Source organism: Psychrobacter sp. Arc9, assembly GCF_041431295.1.
Taxonomy (GTDB): Bacteria; Pseudomonadota; Gammaproteobacteria; order Pseudomonadales; family Moraxellaceae; genus Psychrobacter.
The window spans coordinates 62,461-83,916 of the sequence record NZ_JASMRK010000008.1; the positions used below are offsets into that span (position 1 = coordinate 62,461).

Annotated in this window: 16 protein-coding genes; 12 read left to right on the plus strand and 4 right to left on the minus strand. The window is 40.9% G+C overall.

Translation table 11 applies throughout. The features are described from left to right. Positions 1-39 precede the first annotated feature (39 nt). The 9 genes from QO187_RS06315 (at position 40) to QO187_RS06355 (ending at position 11,510) form a co-directional block, all read left to right on the plus strand. Positions 40-2,523, plus strand: coding sequence for a capsular polysaccharide biosynthesis protein (locus tag QO187_RS06315; protein ID WP_228153235.1), 2,484 nt, complete (start codon positions 40-42; stop codon positions 2,521-2,523). Positions 2,524-2,668: 145 nt separating this feature from the next. After that, positions 2,669-3,910, plus strand: coding sequence for a capsule biosynthesis protein (locus tag QO187_RS06320; protein WP_371547790.1), 1,242 nt, complete (start codon positions 2,669-2,671; stop codon positions 3,908-3,910). A gap of 363 nt (positions 3,911-4,273) precedes the next feature. Beyond that, positions 4,274-6,073, plus strand: coding sequence for a translation elongation factor 4 (gene lepA, locus QO187_RS06325; RefSeq protein WP_101204270.1), 1,800 nt, complete (start codon positions 4,274-4,276; stop codon positions 6,071-6,073). 102 nt (positions 6,074-6,175) lie between these two features. Then, positions 6,176-7,078: a signal peptidase I gene (gene lepB / locus QO187_RS06330; protein ID WP_102094585.1), complete on the plus strand. Its 903-nt coding sequence runs from the start codon at positions 6,176-6,178 to the stop codon at positions 7,076-7,078. Positions 7,079-7,209: 131 nt separating this feature from the next. Further along, positions 7,210-7,602: a DUF4845 domain-containing protein gene (locus tag QO187_RS06335; RefSeq protein ID WP_228153236.1), complete on the plus strand. Its 393-nt coding sequence runs from the start codon at positions 7,210-7,212 to the stop codon at positions 7,600-7,602. Between the two features lie 103 nt (positions 7,603-7,705). After that, on the plus strand, positions 7,706-8,503 hold the full coding sequence (gene rnc, locus QO187_RS06340) for a ribonuclease III (protein WP_057758394.1): 798 nt from the start codon (positions 7,706-7,708) through the stop codon (positions 8,501-8,503). 346 nt (positions 8,504-8,849) lie between these two features. After that, entirely contained in the window at positions 8,850-9,815 is a 966-nt protein-coding gene (gene era, locus QO187_RS06345; protein WP_227526679.1) for a GTPase Era, read from the plus strand. A 63-nt stretch (positions 9,816-9,878) separates the two neighbouring features. Then, positions 9,879-10,670 carry a DNA repair protein RecO gene (locus QO187_RS06350; RefSeq protein ID WP_102094588.1) on the plus strand — a complete coding sequence of 264 codons (792 nt, stop codon included), beginning with the start codon at positions 9,879-9,881 and terminating at the stop codon, positions 10,668-10,670. 66 nt (positions 10,671-10,736) lie between these two features. Further along, positions 10,737-11,510 (plus strand): pyridoxine 5'-phosphate synthase, encoded by a 774-nt coding sequence (locus QO187_RS06355; protein ID WP_102094589.1) that lies wholly within the window; start codon positions 10,737-10,739, stop codon positions 11,508-11,510. A 20-nt stretch (positions 11,511-11,530) separates the two neighbouring features. Here QO187_RS06355 and QO187_RS06360 read toward each other — a convergent pair whose 3' ends face one another. Beyond that, on the minus strand, positions 11,531-12,259 hold the full coding sequence (locus tag QO187_RS06360; protein ID WP_102094590.1) for a prepilin-type N-terminal cleavage/methylation domain-containing protein: 729 nt from the start codon (positions 12,257-12,259) through the stop codon (positions 11,531-11,533). 584 nt (positions 12,260-12,843) lie between these two features. Here QO187_RS06360 and QO187_RS06365 point away from each other — a divergent pair. The 3 genes from QO187_RS06365 to mscL all read left to right on the plus strand — a co-directional run bounded on the left by QO187_RS06365 (position 12,844) and on the right by mscL (position 17,052). Then, a complete protein-coding gene (locus QO187_RS06365; RefSeq protein WP_102094591.1) occupies positions 12,844-14,118 on the plus strand; it encodes an OmpA family protein in 1,275 nt (424 codons plus the stop codon). Between the two features lie 349 nt (positions 14,119-14,467). Then, the gene (typA, locus tag QO187_RS06370) at positions 14,468-16,318 is read left to right on the plus strand and encodes a translational GTPase TypA (protein WP_057758402.1); all 1,851 of its coding nucleotides are present in this window, start codon (positions 14,468-14,470) and stop codon (positions 16,316-16,318) included. Between the two features lie 278 nt (positions 16,319-16,596). Continuing rightward, a complete protein-coding gene (mscL, locus tag QO187_RS06375) occupies positions 16,597-17,052 on the plus strand; it encodes a large conductance mechanosensitive channel protein MscL (protein ID WP_102094592.1) in 456 nt (151 codons plus the stop codon). 110 nt (positions 17,053-17,162) lie between these two features. Here the strand turns inward: mscL and QO187_RS06380 are convergent, their stop codons facing one another. The 3 genes from QO187_RS06380 to QO187_RS06390 all read right to left on the minus strand — a co-directional run bounded on the left by QO187_RS06380 (position 17,163) and on the right by QO187_RS06390 (position 21,427). Beyond that, on the minus strand, positions 17,163-17,603 hold the full coding sequence (locus QO187_RS06380) for a hypothetical protein (protein WP_102094593.1): 441 nt from the start codon (positions 17,601-17,603) through the stop codon (positions 17,163-17,165). A gap of 289 nt (positions 17,604-17,892) precedes the next feature. Then, complete coding sequence (mutM, locus tag QO187_RS06385) at positions 17,893-18,834, minus strand: bifunctional DNA-formamidopyrimidine glycosylase/DNA-(apurinic or apyrimidinic site) lyase (protein ID WP_102094594.1); 942 nt, start codon at positions 18,832-18,834, stop codon at positions 17,893-17,895. Positions 18,835-18,889: 55 nt separating this feature from the next. Then, the gene (locus tag QO187_RS06390; protein WP_102094595.1) at positions 18,890-21,427 is read right to left on the minus strand and encodes a bifunctional (p)ppGpp synthetase/guanosine-3',5'-bis(diphosphate) 3'-pyrophosphohydrolase; all 2,538 of its coding nucleotides are present in this window, start codon (positions 21,425-21,427) and stop codon (positions 18,890-18,892) included. Positions 21,428-21,456: the final 29 nt, after the last annotated feature.

Sequence of the window (21,456 nt, forward strand, 5' to 3'; positions counted from 1 at the left end):
TAGATTTAACCAAAATTAACGAATAAAGGTATTAAAGATATGGCAAAAGAAGTAGCGAATGAAGTCAAGGTATCTACTATGTCTACCTCTGATCATGCGCTACTTTCGCCTTCGTCACAGTACCAATCACCAAAGCAACTGGCAGTGATTGGTAAAGGTATGTGCCGCAATAACTTGCTACTCTCGCAAGTGTTGCAAGCTGATATTCAGCGCTGGTATCCGTGGTCAGGTTTGCAGCAAAGTGTAGTAAATCGCAAGAAAAAACCACAACCTGAGGCATTTATTGGATGGGGGCACAAGAAAAGCTTCCAACGAGCTGATAAAGCTGCCACCCGTCAGGACGTAAATACCTTAAGTATTGAAGATGGATTTTTGCGTTCATTGGATTCAGGTATTAGTAGTCGCCATGGTTTGAGCGTGGTTGTCGATGATATTGGCATCTACTTTGATATGGCGCATCACTCGCGCCTTGAGCAGCTGATTGTTGAGCGTACCAAGAGTACTAGCAATGATCGCGCAGCAGGCGAGGCACGTGCTCGTCATCTGATGGCACGTATATGCGAAGAAAAACTGAGTAAATATAATTCTATAATCGATTGTCCGTCGTTGGATAAATTGATTAATGAAGAAAATATTAACGAAAAAGAAAGCGCTTCACAATTCCATGTCCTATTGATTGACCAAGTAGCAGGTGATGCCTCTGTTAAAGGCGCTGGTGCGAATAAACGTCAATTTAAGAAGATGCTAAAATTTGCATGCCACAACCATCCTAACGCCCATATTTGGATAAAGGCTCATCCTGCGTCAAAATCAGGCTATTTATCCAACTTAAAACTGCCTAAAAACGTTAGGTTATTGACAGAGTTTCTCAATCCTATTGAACTGCTCAAACAAGTAAGTGAGGTCTATACCGTCAGCTCACATATGGGCTTTGAAGCATTGATGCTAGGAAAAAAAGTGTATTGCTTTGGAGTTAGCTGGTACAGTGGCTGGGGGCTGACCGATGACACTAATGCACCTAGAAATCTACTTAAATCAGTTCAGAAGCGTCGTTTAGCATCAGCTAAGATAATCCTCAATAATAGAGATACGTCAAACTTAGCAGTGTTTCCTGCAACTTCACATAAAACGCTTGAAACGTCATTAGAAACATTATTTTATAGTGCTTATATTGATTACAGTCGTTATGTAGATCCAGTAACGAAACAAGCTTGTGATATCGATACAGCCATTGAGTGGTTGGTGACCAATCGGTGGTGGCAAGCGCGTCTTGAAGGCGATTTGACGATATATGAATTTAGTCGTTGGAAGCTGCCATTTGTCAAAGCCTTTATAGACCTACCGCGTACGACATTATTCGTTAAACCAAAACCGCGTCTAAAAAATCTTCTACATCCAGACCATTTCCGTGTCAATTTCAGCCAGCCTTTATTGGTATGGGGTTTGGCCAAACGTCAGCAAGTACAGAAGAAGCTACAGAGTAAACTTGCTGAACAAAGCTCGGACATGCCAGCTATTTATTGTATGGAAGATGGGTTTATCCGATCAAATGGTTTAGGTGCTACTTTACTCGCACCACTGTCTGTTGTCATAGACAAACAAGGTATTTATTACGATGCGACCCAGCCTTCAGACTTAGAAACATTGCTGCAAAATTGTCAGCCACTGAGTTCTGAACAGCGTCTTCGCGTAAAAAAACTGCAAGATAAACTGCTGAATCAGCGGGTAAGTAAATACAATGTTGGGGCTGGTATAGATGTTTCTAGCATCCAAAATAATTCGTGGATGCAGGATGCCAAAATATCTGGGAGACGACGCGTTCTTATTATCGGTCAGGTAGAGGACGATTTGTCAGTACAGTACTGCGGTTCCACAATAAAGACAAACAGTGGTTTGATCGAACGTGTACGACAAGATAACCCAGACGCTTATTTGATTTATAAGCCGCATCCTGATGTTGAGGCAGGACTGCGAGCAGGTAAAGTATCAGAAACTCATCTACAACAAGTTCAAGCGGTTGCCTACGATACTGCCATGCCTGATTGTTTAGAATGGGTGGATGAGGTTCATACGATCAGCTCACTGACTGGTTTTGAAGCGTTGCTGCGTGGATTGGACGTCACCTGCTATGGTTTACCATTTTATGCAGGTTGGGGGTTGACCACAGATATTGACGGGCAGTCGCTACCGAAATATACCTATCTAAAAAGGCGTCAACGAGATATACCTTTGACTCTTGAGCAGCTAATATATGGCGCGCTTATATGTTACCCGTTGTATCGTCTGCCTGATGGCTATGGATTAGCACAAGTAGAACAGGTGATCGATTATTTATACCCTCTCAAAGACTCGCATCTGCTTGCGAATAGTGAAGAATCGCAATCTGAAATGGCTAGTACTTCAAATAGTTCAGCTAAGACTGTGAACTCGTCTTTATCTACAAAGTTTAAACGTCACGCGACCACACGTTTTATGCAGCAGCGTCACCAGTGGCAACAGAAATTGCGTAAAATGTCTCGTTAATTTATTAGAGTAGCACCGTATAATTGCATTGCGACAAATAGATGCTTTTTCGGTATAATCACTTTTACGCTATGTGTTTTCACACGGTTGCACGACCTTTCTCATTTTTATTTCTTATTTTCTCATTTAATGGTAGCCCTGTATTATGGCAGCTTCGATGTCTCACTTGCTTACTCATCGACATGTCTTGCTACTACAAGGGAAAATGGGTGGGTTTTTTAATCGCTTTTCGTCATTCTTGCAAACTCAAGATATTAAAGTAAGTAAAATCAATTTTAATGCAGGCGATGCCTTTTTTTATCATCACGACAATACCTACGAATATACCAATACATTAGCGCAATTTTCCTCTTGGTTGCAGGCGTTCATTAAAGAAAATGCCATTGATGCGATTGTATGCTTTGGCGATTGTCGACCGCATCATACTCAAGCAGCGTGTATCAGTGAGAAGCTAGGTATTTCATTTTTTGTCTTTGAAGAAGGGTACTTGCGTCCTGATTACATTACCTTACAAGAGCATGGGATTAATGGCTATTCACGTCTAAACACTGCTGAGATTAAAGCACTTAAGAAAGCCAATGATCAGCCTTTATACACACATAATCGATTTTATCGCTTAAGTATCGCGGCCATCGTCTATTACATCATTGCTTGGCTTTATAAAAGTCGTTATCCACATTATTCGCATTATCGTGGTATGACCGCTTGGCAAGAGGCCATCGCTTGGTTAAAAGCACCGTGGCGGAAGCTACGAGGATATTTGCCAGATAAACAATTGCAAAATAGACTGATCAAGCAAGAAAGTAACAATTACTTTTTGATTAGTTTGCAAGTGCATAATGACTCACAGATTACCCATCATAGTGATTATCGTGATGTGGTACAGTTCATTGATGAGTCTATCGCAAGCTTTGCAAAATTTGCTAAGCAAAAACAGTTACTTGTGTTTAAGCATCATCCATTGGATCGTGGTCATAGAGACTATCGGGAGCTGGTAGCTAGCCTAGCTGAGCGCTATCAAGTGTCTCATCGTGTTTTCTATGGTTGTGATATGCACCTGCCAACTTTGGTGAAATATAGTATTGGCATGGTGACTATTAACAGTACGACAGGCTTGCAGTCGGTTTATCATAAGAAACCTACTAAGGTTATGGGTCGTGCAATTTACGATATTCCTAAGCTAACAGATCAAAAGCCGCTTGATGATTTTTGGCAGCAGCCTAAGGGCCCAGATAATGAATTTTATTTGAGATTTCGTGAGTACTTGATAGAGCAAACTCAAATAAATGGTGCTTTTTATGGCAGATCGCCATGGATGTATAAGTATCTGTACCAAAATGGCAGTGAAACTACAGACGTAGATATGTCTAAAACCAATTTACCCTAGTCATTTATTCGCTTTTGTTTCTAAGAAGTCATAGTAATTATAATAGTATCTATATAAAGAAACGAAGTTCAACAAGTGTAACGATTGTTGCGTTATCCTTTTTTAGCTTGTCATTTCATCTGCAAGTCACATCTCTTCTAACAAAATCGCCTTACTTTGCAGTGGAAAACTGCTAGAATACTCTTTTATGTCTGCACATAAGAGTTAATGTGCTTTGCTATAGGTTTTAGACGGTGGTATAAGCCCAATTGGCTTGTTATAACGGTTAACCTTCAAAGAAATACAAGCACATTATCAATTGCATCTGACAGTATTTATTTTTTAGTTTTATTATTCTATCACCCTTAATTTAGTAGGCGCTTTGTGACTGCATTAGCCAATATTCGTAACTTTTCAATCATTGCCCACATTGATCATGGTAAGTCGACCCTTGCCGATCGTTTTATTCAAATGTGCGGTGCCTTGCAAGATCGCGAGATGCAGGCGCAGGTACTCGACTCAATGGATATCGAGCGTGAGCGCGGTATCACTATTAAAGCACAGTCAGTAACTCTGTTTTATGATCATCCAAATGGTGAGCGCTATCAGCTTAACTTTATTGATACTCCTGGTCACGTTGATTTTTCATATGAAGTGTCGCGTTCATTAGCAGCTTGTGAAGGTGCGCTATTGGTTGTTGATGCCGCTCAAGGCGTAGAAGCGCAGTCAGTGGCCAATTGCTATACAGCCGTTGATCAAGGCTTAGAAGTCATGGCGGTGTTAAATAAGATTGATTTGCCGCAAGTTGAGCCTGAGCGCGTCATTCAAGAAATTGAAGATATTATCGGTATCGATGCCGTTGACGCACCGCGTGTATCAGCCAAATCTGGTCTTGGTGTTGATAAGCTGCTAGAAGCATTGGTGGAGTTTATTCCAGCACCAACTGGTGATCGTGAAGCGCCACTCCAAGCACTAATTATTGACTCTTGGTTCGATAATTATTTGGGCGTGGTCTCATTGGTACGGGTGCGTGAAGGTACTATACGTAAAGGTGACAAGTTATATATCAAATCGACTCAAGAGGCACATTTGGTTGGCTCGATTGGTGTCTTTACCCCTAAGCCTGTAGATACGGGTGTTTTAGAAGCAGGGGAAGTCGGCTTTGTTATTGCGGGTATTAAGGATATTGCCGGAGCGCCAGTAGGCGATACTATCACTCATGCTAAGACCCCTGATGTGGATCGTATCCCAGGCTTTAAACAAGTCACGCCACAAGTCTATTCTGGTATGTTCCCAGTAGATTCGAGTGATTTTGAAAAATTCCGTGAAGCTTTGCAAAAACTGCAAATTAACGATGCTTCGCTGTTTTTTGAGCCAGATACGTCGGATGCGCTTGGCTTTGGTTTCCGCTGTGGCTTCTTGGGTATGCTGCACATGGAGATTATCCAAGAGCGTCTAGAGCGTGAATATGATCTGGATTTGATTACTACAGCGCCGTCAGTTATCTATGAAATTGAGAAAAAGAACGGTGATGTAATCTATGTAGATAACCCCTCACATCTACCTGAGCCAAACAATATTGAAGAGTTCCGTGAGCCAATTGCCCGCTGTCAGATTTTAGTACCGCAAGAATTCTTAGGCAATGTAATGACGCTATGTATTGAGCGTCGTGGCGTTCAGGTTGATATGCGTTTTATGGGTCGACAAGTACAGCTTATATTTGATATCCCAATGGGCGAAGTGGTCATGGATTTCTTTGATCGCCTAAAGTCAGTCTCACGTGGTTTTGCATCGCTAGACTATAATTTTGAACGTTATCAAGCCGATAAGTTGGTGAGAGTTGATGTACTAATCAATGGCGATAAAGTTGATGCCTTAGCGATGATCGTGCACGAAACCCAATCACGTTATCGTGGTAATGCTCTAGTTACTAAGATGAAAGAGTTGATTCCACGTCAAATGTTTGATGTCGCCATTCAAGCGGCTATCGGTAGCCAAATCATTGGTCGTAGTACGGTAAAAGCCATGCGTAAAGACGTATTAGCAAAATGCTATGGTGGCGATGTGTCACGTAAGAAAAAGCTACTGTCTAAGCAAAAAGCTGGTAAAAAACGTATGAAGCAAGTAGGTAATGTGGAAATTCCACAAGAAGCCTTCTTAGCTGTGTTGCAAGTTGATAGCTAATCGCTAAACGTAACCTAAGATAGTCATTGTAGATAACAGTCAAATGTAGTGAGTCTTATCGTAAAGGTGTTAGATAAGCCGCTCGTTAATAGGCAATTTGGTATGGATTTTGATTTTAATTTAATTTTAGTGCCGTTAACTATAGTCCTAGGAATTGTTTGGCTGTTAGATAAGCTAGCGCTCAAACAGCGCAAAACTCGTGGTCGAGGTCAGGAAGGCTTACTGGTCCGCTGGGCTTATGACTTTTTTCCTGTGTTAGCAGTGGTATTGATAGTACGCTCATTTTTAATTGAGCCATTTAATATCCCATCATCGTCTATGGTGCCGACGCTATATACGGGTGACTTTATTGCTGTCAATAAGTATGCATATGGCGTGCGCCTGCCGTTAACCTATAATAAGGTGCTGGATACTGGTGAACCTGAGCATGGTGATGTGGCAGTGTTTCGCTATCCTGAGAACCCGAGCATTTATTATATTAAACGCGTTATCGGTTTGCCTGGTGACACCGTAAGCTATAGCCAAGGCACGTTATCTATCAATGATGTACCTGTTGAGACTAAGTCTGTAGATTTCGCGGCAAATGCTGAACTGACCTCACAGCTATACTTACCAGGTCAGGTTGGTCCAGGGCAAGTACTGACTGAGGAGAGTGCTTCTGCAATGGGTCAGCAAGAAGAAGATGTGGCACAATATTTTGAAGAAGTACAAGGTGACAACAAGCATCTCGTGCGCTATTTAGACGGTATGAACAGTTCACAATACGCGCCATTTTTGCAGCAACAATCACCAGAAGTGGTGGAGTCAGAAGGTACTGAGTGGCGTATTGATGTGCCAGAAGATCAGTATTTTGTGATGGGTGATAACCGCGATCGCAGCGCAGACGGTAGATTTTGGGGCTTCGTTCCTGATGAAAACCTAGCAGGTAAGGCTGTTTATATCTGGATGCATAAACCACCTGGTCTTAATCTACCGACCTTTGAACGTAATGGTACTATCAATTAAGATTATGAGATTGTCTAGAGATTGATTGGTTGATAATAGTTTTATGCTAATATCGTTGCTAAATAATTAATAGCTATTTATTATTTATACACTTATTCGAAATAGTCGTTTATCTTTAGAAGGATATCATAATGCAGCAATTATCTGGTTTGGCTATGCAGCGCGGCGCCAGTGTGACAAATGTTGTTCTTATTATTATACTTTTGGGTATTGCGACTAAGTTGACAGTAGCCATCGTACCGGCTCAGATTGGTGACTATCAATTGACCAAAGTATTAAGTGCACAGTTAAAAGAAGCCAATAATAATAAAGAGACAGCCAAACAATTTGTTGAACGTGTCAACAAACAGTTATCTATCAATGCTGACTATGATACCAAGGCAGAAGAAGTATTTACCTTTACTGATAAAAAAACAGGTCAATTGGCTATCTATAAAGAATATGCAGTAACTAATAACTTTTTTAGCAATGTCGATATCGTGAATCGTTTCGAAGGTAACATCGAGATGACGATAGCAGAGTAAGTCGCAATAGTACGACATAGCACCTTCATTATATTCATAAAATATATCAAATAATATTATTAAACTAAATCTGTCAAGCAGAAGGGATAACCACAAACCACGCATGAAACCAACTTCGCACCATTCCCAAGCGGTTCCTACTTCCCAAAAAAATAGTACGTCTGTTGACACGCTTGTTGTTAGCTCAGAATTTATTCAGCGGTTAGCAGTATTAACGCGTAAGTTAGGCTACGAGTTCAATGACTTGAGCCTTCCTAAACTTGCATTAACGCATCGCTCATTTGATAGCAAAAAAAACTATGAGCGCCTAGAGTTTTTAGGTGATGCACTGTTAGGGATGATTGTGGGTGAAGCTTTATATCATCGTTATCCTAGTCAAAATGAAGGGCGCTTAACGCGTATGCGTGCGACATTGGTGCGCCAAGAGTCGTTGGTAATTATCGCTCAAAACTTAGAGCTGTCTAACCATCTTATATTAGGAGTAGGTGAGCGCAAAGGTGGCGGTCGCAATCGTGCTTCCATACTGGCCGATGCCGTAGAATCTCTGATCGGTGCTATTTATTTAGACAGTCAAGATATGGATATTACTCGCAAATGTGTTCTCTCTTGGTATGGTGATCTGATTGATAATGTTAATGACCAAAAAGCATTGAAGGACGCCAAGAGTCGGCTGCAAGAATGGCTACAATCTAAACAGTTTGACTTACCTAATTACGAGCTCATGGAAACGCGTGGTAATGCACCGCATCAAATTTTCGTTGTACGTTGTCATGTCAATATCAATAACTGCCCTGATATTACTGAATCTGGTGAGAGCCGCCGTATCGCTGAACAAAAAGCAGCAGAGCTTATGATTAACCAATTACATAAATTGCCAGGATCTGCCAAAAAACGTGTATAGCCGATGTCTATTTAATGCATTTTTAGATGCAGAGTATTAGCTTAGATTGGTTGTAACTTGGCAAACATACATTAAAACTACCTCACATATTATTTATTTTAAAACTTTAAATGTTTCTAGCTCGTTTTTAATGGTGACTAAATAAATTTAGCATCAACGACTGTTCGGCTAGACACAAACCCTATAGGATTAACTTATGAGCAATCATACTGATTTGCCATCAAACAATGAAGACAGCACCCAAAGTTTGGGTGAAAACACAGATATCGATTTAAGCCAAAACAATATCGAAGTTACCGAAGAGACTGATAGTATTGATGCAGAAGATATTGCATTAGACAATGATATGGCTATTGAAGAATTTTTTGCGCCAAGTGGCAATACTCGGATGGCTGATGATTTTAGAGCAGGTTATGTGGCCATTGTTGGACGACCAAATGTGGGCAAGTCAACTTTGATGAATCACTTATTAGGTCAAAAGCTGTCTATTACTTCACGCAAACCACAAACCACCCGTCATCGTATTCATGGCATTTTGTCAAACCATGAAATGCAAGCGGTGTTTGTTGATACACCAGGTATTCACCGTAACGAAGTACGTGCTATTAACGAACGTATGAATAAAGCGGCGGTATCGGCGTTAGTAGATGTAGATTTAGTACTGTTTGTTGTTGATTCAGATCAATGGCGTGACGATGATTTATTGACCTTGCAAAAGCTCGGTGAGACCAATCTAACAGTCGTATTGGTTATCAATAAGTCAGATACTCTAAAAGATAAAGGCAGCGTGCTACCACTTATCGAAACTTTCAACGATAGTTTCGATTTTGCTGATATCGTTCCTGTATCTGCACTAAAAAATCAAAACTTAGATCGTTTGCAAGAAGTGATTGCCTCACATTTACCAGTGGCTGCTCCTATTTATGATACAGAGCAAATCACTGATCGCTCTGAGCGATTTTTAGCCAGTGAAATTATTCGCGAAAAAATCATGCGTAGTGCAGGCGATGAAGTACCATATGATTTAACCGTACAGATTGATGAGTTTAAAGACGAACCTGCACATACTGATCCAAAAACAGGGCGTCCACGCAAAGCTTGTACTTTCATCGATGCGACTATCTATGTTGAACGTGGTGGTCAAAAAGCCATCGTTATCGGTGACAAAGGTCAGCGTATCAAACAAGTTGGTATGGATGCTCGTAAAGATATGGAGCAGTTGTTCGGTAAAAAAATCATGTTAACTTTGTGGGTCAAAGTGAAACGTGGTTGGTCTGATGACGAACGTGCGTTGACCAGTTTGGGCTATTGATAGCGGTTAAAAACAAACGCTTCAAAAGCACTGCCTGCCTTTTAGCTATTTAGGTAATAAAAAATGCGTAATGAAGCGCTCGTCGGGTATTTATTGCATCAGCGTCCTTATCAAGAAAAGCGCGCTTTGTATTATCTTTTTTCTCAACAACACGGTGTGATACATGGTGTTGGGAAAAAAGGCGCGCCACTATTTATGCCGTTACAGCTTTTTGCTACTGGCAAACGCGACCTAAAAACTTTCAGTCAAATTAATATTGCCTCGCAAGATACGACTCAAGCTGACAGTGTTCAAAAAGACGGTGTTAAAAAAGATAGTAAACCTGCTGTCTTAGAAGCCGTACCTTACGCCAATATCAGCGGTCAACATCAGTATGCCGCACTATATATAAACGAGATTCTGTGGCGGTTGTTACCTACTGAAGACCCAATGCCTGTATTATGGCAGCATTATCAAATCAGTCTACAACAACTCAAACAACCTCTAAGTAATAACGAGCTTCGTCTCTGTCTACGTCAGTTTGAGCAGTATCTATTTACCGAATTAGGATTCACTTTAACGTTAACGCATGACAATGTTGAAAACCCCATCGAGTCTGATTGTACTTACCGCTTTTTACCGGATGTGGGTTTGCTCCCTGTATTGGTACATAATGAAGAATCTGAGCATTTAGCCAGTGAGTCTGGACAGACCGTCTTTAAGGGTGCAGATATCATAGAAATGGCACGCTTAGGTATTACTGAGCAAACGCTGAGCCATTGGTCCAAACTACATCGACATCTTATTGATCATTTGCTTGATTATCAGCCGCTACAAAGCCGTCTGTTATGGCAGCAGCAGCAGCGTTATCAATAACTGCATTCTCAAATATCATCGTAGTATCAACTATATAAGTTAGGCTTAATTGTCCAAAGGATTTTTATGAGTATCTCTGTATCTACCTCATCTGAAAACAATTCAAAAAAACCTTTGTTAGGCGTGAATATTGATCACGTGGCAACATTGCGTCAAGCGCGCGGTGTGAGTTATCCAAGTCCTTTGGCTGCTGCATTATTGTGCGAAAAGGCAGGGGCAGACGGTATCACTATACATTTACGCGAAGATCGTCGTCATATACAAGATGCAGATGTTTATGAAATGGCAGGTCAGTTGTCGACGAGAATGAATCTAGAGATGGCCGCAACTGATGAGATGCTTGCAATAGCCTGCGAAGTTAAACCTTTTTGGGTATGTCTAGTACCTGAAAAGCGTGCAGAGTTAACGACAGAAGGTGGTCTTGATGTTGCAGGGCAAGTCACGTCTCTAAAAGAGTATGTTCATAAACTACAAGCCTCTAATATTAAAGTTTCTTTGTTTATTGATCCTGATGACAAGCAGATTGCAGCCGCGATAGAGTGTGGTGCAGACGCGGTAGAGTTGCATACGGGTGCTTATGCCGAAGCAGGATTAGCAAATGATACTGACGTACAGTTGGCTGAACTTAAAAGAATCGAACATGCAGTAGCTACAGCACAGAGCCTAGACGATAAATTGCTTATTAACGCGGGTCATGGTCTAACGTGTGACAATGTGAATGCCATTGCAAAGATTGATGGTATATATGAATTAAATATCGGTCATGCACTTATTGCAGATGCCGTATTTGTAGGACTAGAAAGCGCTGTAACAATGATGAAAGAGGCCATGTATAAATAGGTTTACATATATGGTATTTATTAACCGCTACATTTCGTAGGGTGGTCTGCATTAAGTTTGTGTTTGACGATGCCAGATTGGTTAAAAGAGATTTGGTACATTGACTTGTTATAAGAAGAGGTAGGGCAGTATTTTATATGGCCGAAGTGTCCTCGCGGTCTGCCACTATCACCCCAAAATTTAGTATAGTGACGCCTACCGCCAACTCGTAACTTCACTGTACTATATCTTAGGTTTAAGGATTGCTGTGTTAATAAGGTATCTACTTGAGAATCAAAATGCTTATTGTTATTTTTATCTACGAATAGCAGAAGCGTTTTATCGCTGTTCCTATGACATTGCTGTGCATCATTCGATAAACAAACCAAGACATCCTGTCGACTTATATAACTTTCGGCCTTTGCTAAGGATAAAGTGTTCTCTAACTGATGCTTGACCCGTTGGGCTTCCATTCGTGCTAAGTGCGTTAAGATACTTGGCGCTGCAATAGCTGCGATAATTCCTAATACCATTGTCGTCACAGTTAGCTCAACGAGAGTAAAGCCGTTTGATTGCTTAGCACTGAGAATATTATTGTTCTGAAGGGATAGTTTCCTATAACTGACTAACTTCAGTAGTTTATTGAATAACCTAGATACAATAGCTACAAGCTTATCAATTCCATACCTGCCTTTTCTGCAAATAGGCAAACAAAAGGTAAAAATGACTATTCTCTTATAATGGGCCAGTACCTTACTAAATAAGTTCATAATGCGCTACATCCTATAGCTATTTGTCATTCAAGTAGAAAACAACGTCTCACACATCCTTGTATTGACTATCTTTTAAGCAGACCAATTGTCCAAATTCTTTAAACTTTCTCTTATTCTACTGTATATAAAACACATACAACACCTAATTACTTGATTTCCAGAAGAATATTGGTTTTTTACAATATATATGTAATATATAGCGACTGTCAAAAAATGTTTCAATTAGTGAAAGAACGACATTAGCAATAGAGAAAAAATTCTAATTGTAATAAAATGCTTCAAGAAAATAGCTATCAATAGACTATTCATCTATCGCAAACTTATGTGTAAAAGATAAGAAGCGTAAGGTGTGTTAGTTCTGGGTAACTTAGACTATTTATTGTGTTTTAGTTACAACATTATCGTGTAATAATGTGTAGCTCGTTAACGAAAAAAGTTGTAAACTGAATTAATAATCGCTAAGCTACTCCTTAATTGGTTTTGCTTTGTAACTTAAAATGCGTAAGAGATGTCTATCTTAGTACGTCTTGAGAATCGGTTTTGCTTAATGCATCACTAAAATTATCCTTTGGAGGAAGTCCATGAAATTGAATAAAATAGCTCTAGCCCTTGTTGCTGTAGCGGCTGCACCGATGGCAGCTAATGCTGGCGTTACTATCAGCCCATTGTTACTTGGTTATCACATGACTGAAGAATTCAGTGATACCTCTGACAAACAGCGTGAAGTTCTTACTACTGGTAAGAACCTGCAAAACAATACAGATCGTGCCGGTAACGACAACGGTGGCGTAGCCAAAGAAAGTAGTTTATACACTGGTGCAGCACTAGGTATCGAACTTACTCCTTCTACTCAGTTCCAAGTAGAATATGGCGTATCTGATGCAAACGGTGAAGCTTCTGAAGATTCAGCGAAGTCTGGCGCTAACCGTTTTGATATCGAACAAGAAATGATTTCTGGTAACTTCTTGATCGGTACTGAAGAATTCACTGGTTATACTGATAGCGCACTTAAGCCATACGTACTAATAGGTGCTGGTCAGTCTAAAATCAAAGTAGAGAACCAAGAACAGTATACTAATTCTAACGGTGAAGTAGTTGCTGCTGGTACTGAAGTATCAAACTCTAAAGACACTATCGGTAACCTAGGTCTAGGTGCTATGTATCGCATCAATGACGCGCTAAGCCTACGTGGTGAAGCTCGTGCGATTCATAACTTTGACAACAACTGGTGGGAAGGCATGGCTTTGGCCGGTCTAGAAGTAGTACTAGGTGGCCATTTAGCACCTACAGTAGCAGTACCACCTATGCAAGAGCCAGTAGTTGACAACACTCCAGTAGTTGTTGTTGAAGCTGATCTTGACTCTGACGGTGATGGCGTACCTGATAGCATCGATGCATGCCCAGGCACTCCAATGAACGTTGTAGTTGATGAGCGCGGTTGCCCAGTACCAGTAGACATTACTGACGAACTGAAAATGGAACTACGTGTATTCTTTGATAACGACAAGTCAGCTATCAAAAACCAGTACAAGCCAGAAATCGCTAAAGTAGCAGAGAAGATGCGTGAGTATCCTAACTCTACCGCTCGTGTAGAAGGTCATGCTTCTAAGACTGGTCCTTCAGCACGTTATAACCAACGTCTATCTGAAGCTCGTGCCGTTGCTGTTAAATCTATGCTAACTAACGAATTCGGTATCGCTCCAAACCGTCTATCAACTGTAGGCTATGGTTACAACAACCCAATCGCTTCAAACGACACTGAAGAAGGTCGTGCTATGAACCGTCGTGTTTATGCCATCATCACTGGTGACAAAACAATGACTGTTGAACAAACTAAAGATATGGTTGTTCAATAAGTATTAGCAAAATAACCGTATAGTTAAATATACAGTTACAAAAAAAGCCACCCAATGGGTGGCTTTTTTTTATTTATGTATTGAGAAAAGTGAGTTATTACATAAATTTATGAATCAATAATGTTATACTACCCACCCAAACATTCTGTAAATTAACAGTATGTACATTAGCATAGCAATCTGTATGATGAATTCGTCAGTATAGATATTTGATTGTATTGAACTTTTTTATTTGATAGCATTCTTTTCTGCGTCATCTTAGATTCAATATCTATCTGATTGATGATGAAAGTTTATTCAGCAGCGCTTACTGCTACTGCATTTTTTTAAGACGAAACGAGCATTTTATATGGCGAACGATATCAAACACCTGCGTAACATTGCAATTATTGCCCACGTTGACCACGGTAAGACAACTTTGGTTGATAAGTTATTACATCAGTCTGGTACTTTTGGCGACCGTGCAAACATTGCTGAGCGTGCAATGGACTCAGGTGATATTGAGCAAGAACGTGGTATTACCATTTTGGCTAAAAACACAGCTATCCGCTGGACAGATAAAACTTCAGAAACTGAATACCGTATCAACATTGTTGACACCCCAGGTCACGCCGATTTCGGTGGTGAAGTTGAGCGTGTAATGTCTATGGTTGATTGCGTACTTTTGGTTGTTGACGCTGTTGATGGCCCAATGCCTCAGACTCGTTTTGTGACGCAAAAAGCATTCGAACAAGGTCTAAAGCCGATCGTTGTTATTAACAAAATCGATCGTCCTGGCTCACGTCCTGACTGGGTAATGGATCAAATCTTTGATTTGTTTGACAACCTAGGTGCAAACGATGAGCAGCTTGATTTCCCAGTTGTTTATGCTTCGGCATTGAATGGTATCGCAGGTCTAGAAGCAGATGATTTAGCTGATGACATGACGCCATTGTTCAAAACTATCGTTGACGTTGTTCAGCCTCCACAGGTTGATGCTGACGCTCCATTCCGTATGCAAATTTCAAGCCTTGACTACAACAGCTTTGTTGGTGTTATCGGTATTGGCCGTATTCAGCGTGGTAAAGTTAAACTTAACACGCCAGTGACTGTCATTGATAAGCATGGCAAAACGCGTAACGGCCGTATCCTAAAAATCATGGGTTACCATGGTCTTGATCGTATTGACGTTGAAGATGCACAAGCAGGTGATATCGTTTGTATCACAGGTATCGATGCGCTAAACATCTCTGATACTATTTGTGATCCTAACAACGTTGAAGCACTACCAGCACTAACGGTAGATCAACCTACAGTATCTATGAACTTCCAAGTAAACAATTCACCATTTGCTGGTCGTGAAGGTAAGTTTGTGACTTCACGTAACATTCGTGAGCGTCTTGAGCGTGAGTTGATTCATAACGTAGCATTGCGTGTAGAAGACACTGAGTCTCCGGATAAATTCAAAGTATCAGGCCGTGGTGAGCTTCATTTATCAGTACTTATCGAAAACATGCGCCGTGAAGGTTTTGAGCTAGGTGTTTCTGGTCCAGAAGTTATCGTTAAAGAAGTTGATGGTAAGCTACAAGAGCCGTATGAAAACGTTGTCTTCGATATCGAAGAAGAGCATCAAGGTTCTATCATGGAGCAAGTTGGTCTACGCAAAGGCGAGATGACTAACATGGAGCTGGACGGTAAAGGCCGTATGCGTATCGAGGCGACCATACCAGCGCGTGGCTTGATCGGTTTCCGTTCTGAGTTCCTAACCCTGACTTCAGGTAGTGGTATCATGACGTCGAGCTTCTCACATTACGGTCCACAGAAGATCGGTGATGTTGGTGGTCGTTCTAACGGCGTATTGGTTTCTATGGCAAATGGTACTTGCCTAGGTTTTGCTCTGTTTAACCTACAGAAACGTGGTAAATTGTTTGCTGAGCCACAGCTTGAAGTTTATGAAGGTATGATTGTTGGTCTTAACTCTCGTAACGATGATATGACTGTTAACCCGACGACTGCTAAACAGTTAACTAACGTACGTGCTAGTGGTACTGACGAAGCATTGACATTGACGCCAGCAGTGAAATTCACTCTTGAGCAAGCGCTTGAATTTATTCAAGATGATGAGCTAGTCGAAGTAACGCCAAAAGCGGTACGTATTCGTAAGCGCTACTTGACTGAAAGTGAGCGTAAGCGTCATGGCCGTGGTAAGAAAGGTGCTTAATATAAATAAGTGAGTTACTGAGTAATTCATTATATTAATGTTTGACGCAAACACTTAGTGTCAGTAGTTTTGCTGGCACTAAGTGATTCAAAAATGAGCAGTATAAGGTGAGCTATTAGTGGTTCACTTTATACTGCTTTTTTTGTGTTGTAATCTTGGAAAAATAGGGACAGAATGAATAGTGGCATTAATGTATTCAATTATTAACATGAAAGCTAAATGTGACACTAATTATATAAATATCTATTGGTTTATAGATAAATTTTGAGGAAAAAACAATGAGTATGGTTTCAGAGTTTAAAGAGTTTGCTGTTAAGGGTAATGTGATGGATTTGGCAGTCGGTGTCATCATTGGCGGGGCTTTTGCTACCATCACAAAATCTCTGGTAGATGATATTATTATGCCGATTGTCGCTTTTATCTTTGGCGGCGAGATTAATTTTGAGAATATGTTCTTAGTTTTAGGCGATGCACCTGATGGTATTGCGATGACCTATGACGCGCTTAAAGAAGCAGGTGTTCCTGTATTGGCTTACGGTAGTTTTATTACCGTACTTATTAACTTCCTAATCTTAGCTTTCATCATCTTTATGATGGTTAGAGGTGTCAATAAAATGCGCCGTGCTGAAGAAGTAGAGGAAGTTATAGAAGAAGCAATAGAAGAGCCATCAGAAGAAGTGAAGTTGCTGCGTGAAATCAGTGCCAAATTAAGTAATACCAGTATTACGAAATAAATTATCAAATCGTTGACAATAAAAAAGGCTAACTCTCGTTAGCCTTTTTGCTATGAAATAGTCACAGTCATTCTTGTAAACTATTTGATGTGCCTACTAAAAGCAAATGGTTACGGAGTGACCACTACATAGTCATTGGTATTGATCAAAATTTCTGATGGTTGATCGACAACGATACGTACTACGTTATTATCAACGACTTGAGATTTGTAATAGTTGTCTTCTGCAACTGTACAGCCTAAACAACGTCCCATAGCATCCCAAGGTTCAACAAATAGCTTCTGCTGTGCTTGGTCTGCATTACCACCAATAAGTGAGAAAGGTAGGCTTACGATATAAGCTGCCGTACCAGCTACCGCATTCACGAGTTGCAGTGGTTTACCAACAATCGTATCAACTACCATCGTCTCGTATGAAGGCCCAAAATCAGTTTCATCAATTTCTATAGCTGCAAAAGTAGGCTTGATAGTTGCAGCTACCAATCCTAGAGTTGCCAATACAGTAAAAATTCTCTGCTTAACTGTGCGTTGAGTTTTTGCTTTAACAGTCATAACGATATCCTGAAACTCATAGTAGTATGATTAATGGCTGCTGCTATCTTCACACAGGAATCTTGCGGCAACAATAGTTAATCTAAATATTACAGAAAAATAAATGATACGCACTATTTATGTAAGCGCTAGCACTATTAAAGCAAGATGTGCGCTAATAAGCAACAAAAATGAGAACAATCTAGTTATAGCTTTGGCAATATTTAATTCTTTTAGAGTAAATACTCTGTTCAAATATTGTCTTCATTTAATCTAAACGCAGCACAAGTAAGCGGATATCAGTTATTAGCTATTTTAACGGCTGACAATTTGGACAATAAACACTGGCTCTACCAGTAAGCTTGATGTTTTCTAGTGTCATACTGCAATGTAGACAGCTTTCTCCTTGTCTGCCATACACATTTAGAGTTTGTTGAAAGTAACCAGTCTGACCGCTTGCTACTGTGAAATCTCGTAGTGTCGAACCGCCCAGTTTTATCGCTTTCTTTAAAATTTCTTTAATATGATTCACTAAAATGACAATCTGTTCGTGCGAAATTTGATTGGCTGGTGTAGCAGGGTGGATGCCGGACAAGTACAGACTTTCAGTCGCATAGATATTGCCAACACCGACCACGACTTCTTGTTCCATGATGACAGATTTAATCGCTCGGGAGATGGGTTTTAGTCGCTTATTCGTTTTAGTACTATCTGACAATGCCCCATTGCCATCTTGGCTAGATAAATCTATACGTTGGATTAAACTGTACAAATAGTCTGCGGTAAAATCTTTTGAAAGCGGCTCAGGACCTAGATGGTCTAGTAGTTTATTGCCGTAATCTTTATGCCATAGTACTGAACCAAAGCGTCTTGGATCATAATAGTGTAGCTGAGACTTTTTATTAGCAGTATCATTAAAAACGACGACCAGATGGTCATGTTTACGCTTATCAGTACCATAGCTGTGCTGTTGTAAGCTACCTGACATTCCTAAGTGAATAAGAAGCTGACGTGGTTCAACTTTGCTGGCTGACATGGGAGCGTTATTCTGTGCAGCTACTGGCAGAAAATTAAGAATCAGATACTTTGCTCGGCGCTCAACACTCTCTAATGTATAATTAACCAGCTCGTCCAAGTTGTCTGGCATCATCCATCGCAGCTTTGGTTGAAATACTTTAACATCAACGACCTGTTGCCCCATCAATGGAGCAAGACTGGCTTTAGTGGTTTCTACTTCAGGTAATTCAGGCATAGTATTTTTTGACAACTCTATTGTGGAATAAACAACGACTGGCTTAAGGTTTTATTTACACGACTGCACGGCGTGCGTGCAAAATACCATGTTGCTGCTCTAATTTTGCGAGCAACTTAGATAGATGTGCTAAGCCTGAGACTTCAATATGGAACTTTAAAAAAGCAATATTGTCGTCATTACTTAACGTTTGAACTTGGCGAATATTGACGTTTTCTTTATCAATTATCTGTGTCAAATCACGTAGCAAACCGCGTCTGTCATATGCTTCGACATGAATATCAACAGGCTGATAACGACCAATCTGTACTTGCCAAGCGGCTTCTATCTTGCGCTCAGGATCACGCTCGACCAGACGTAAGTACTCTGGGCAGCCTCGATTATGCACGCTAACGCCACGCGATAAAGTGATGTAGCCAGCTATCGGTTCGCCATGCACAGGATGACAACAACCTGCCAAATTGATTTCGATATTATCCAAACCATCGATATGGATTTTATACGCATCGAGCTTACCTGTATCTCTGTTATCTACATGAGGTACAAAGCTCTCTGGTGGTATCTCAGGTTCAAGGTGTAGCTGACGAGAGATATGACTGGTTAACTGATTAAGGCCAATATCACCTGTCACCAGCCCTACAATAATATCGTCGGTCGTATTGACATGAAAATGCTGAATATAGTCGTTCAGATCAATACTATTAGGATGAACAGATAGGCGCTCAAGCTCTTTGCTAAGCATTTGGCGACCTATTTCAATATTCTTATCACGGTCTTGCTTGTTAAACCACTGGCGCAGTTTTGAACGGGCCCGATTGGTATGAATATAACCTAGCGATGCTACCAACCAATCGCGATTGGGCTCACGCGATGCCTTGGTGATAATCTCAACTTGCTCGCCTGTTTTCAACTGATAGGTCAGTGGCACATAGCGCTGATTGACGCGGGCTGCCTGCGCGCGGTTGCCAACTTGAGTATGCACATAGTAGGCAAAATCAAGAACGGTCGCGCCTTTTGGTAGTTCGGTAATATCACCATCCCGACTAAAGATATAAATACGTTCTAGCTCATCAAAATCAACGAGTTGCTCTTCTTCATCAAACTCGATATCGCCTATCTCTTCGCCCGCTACCACAGCTGAGCGTGGTTGATTACGTGTCTCATTGTTGATAGATAATAATTGGCGTAGTGAGCTGATTCTTTGATTCAGATAATTGTCTTTCTTATTCTTTAGACCTTCTTTGTAGTTAACGTGCGCACACATGCCAAGCTCGGCCTCAAAGTGCATCTCATGAGTACGAATTTGGACTTCAAGTGATTTATTTTCTGCAATTACAGCCGTATGTAGCGAGCGATAGCCATTGGACTTAGGGTTAGTAATATAGTCATCAAACTGCTCAGGAATATAACGCCATAAGCCATGTACTAGGCCTAAAACGTGATAACAGTCAGAAGGGCTATTGACCAACACACGTAAGGCGCGAATGTCATAAAGCTGATCGAACGATAAGCCTTTGAGCTTCATTTTTCGATAAATAGAGTAGATATGTTTGACGCGCCCAGATACTTCGCCTTCGATACTGGCATCTGCTAATGATTCATTTAGCTTGTCTTGTACGCGCTGAATATAGGACTCACGTTCGCTACGTTTTTCTGACAGCAGCTTAGCAATTTCTTTATAGCGGTCAGGCGCAAGATAACGGAAAGCTAAATCTTCGAGCTCCCATTTTAGCTGTGCAATACCTAAACGATGGGCTAATGGCGCATAAATAGTCATGACTTCACGTGCGACACGCGTTTGACGCTCTGGCCTAGAAAAAGTCAATTCACGCATGGCGAACGTACGTTCAGCCAGTTTTATAAGTACCACGCGCACGTCGTTGGTGACAGAGATGAGCATGCTATAAATATTTGATAGCTGATCACGCTGATTATTGACGAAATGATCTTCTAAGCGCTTGTTACTCTCAATAATCTCCGACAGCTTACCCATTGCAAGGGTGTCTTTAACAAGCGTAAAAATATCTGGACCAAAGTTTTTTTCAACTTCAGCGAGACTAATGATTGATTTGCGCGCACTGCGATACAGCATGGCCGCGACCAATGCGTCTTCATCTTGATAAAGATAGGTCAAGATATCAGTCATACCAATACCGGTCACATAAGCACCTGAACGCTCAGATTCACTGGTATTCATATGACTGCGAATAAATTCGCAAGCTGCACTTAGGTTGGGTACTGACTCTTGTCCAATACGCTTGGCCACATTATCTAACCAAGTCGGTACGTCGATATTGGCCTGGTCTAAGCCGACCGCCTCAAGCTCTTTGTTTGATAGCGCATTGGTATCATCCAAATACTCGTCTTCAGTATGAGGGTCATGCAAATGATAAGTGTGTGCAGCTGAGCGATCAAAAGTAGTATGTAGCTTGTGGGTTGCCAACTGGTATTTGATGTCGAGGGGAATTTGGGCATAGCTATTGGCTGACTGGTGAGAGCGTTGGCTCGCCACCAGTTGTGCCGCAAGTGTTGCACTATCGGCCTGAGTGGTCTGTCCATCCACCAGCGGTAATCCTTCACGAATTTTTACCATAGCCGACTCCTCTTAGCTATTTTGAATTG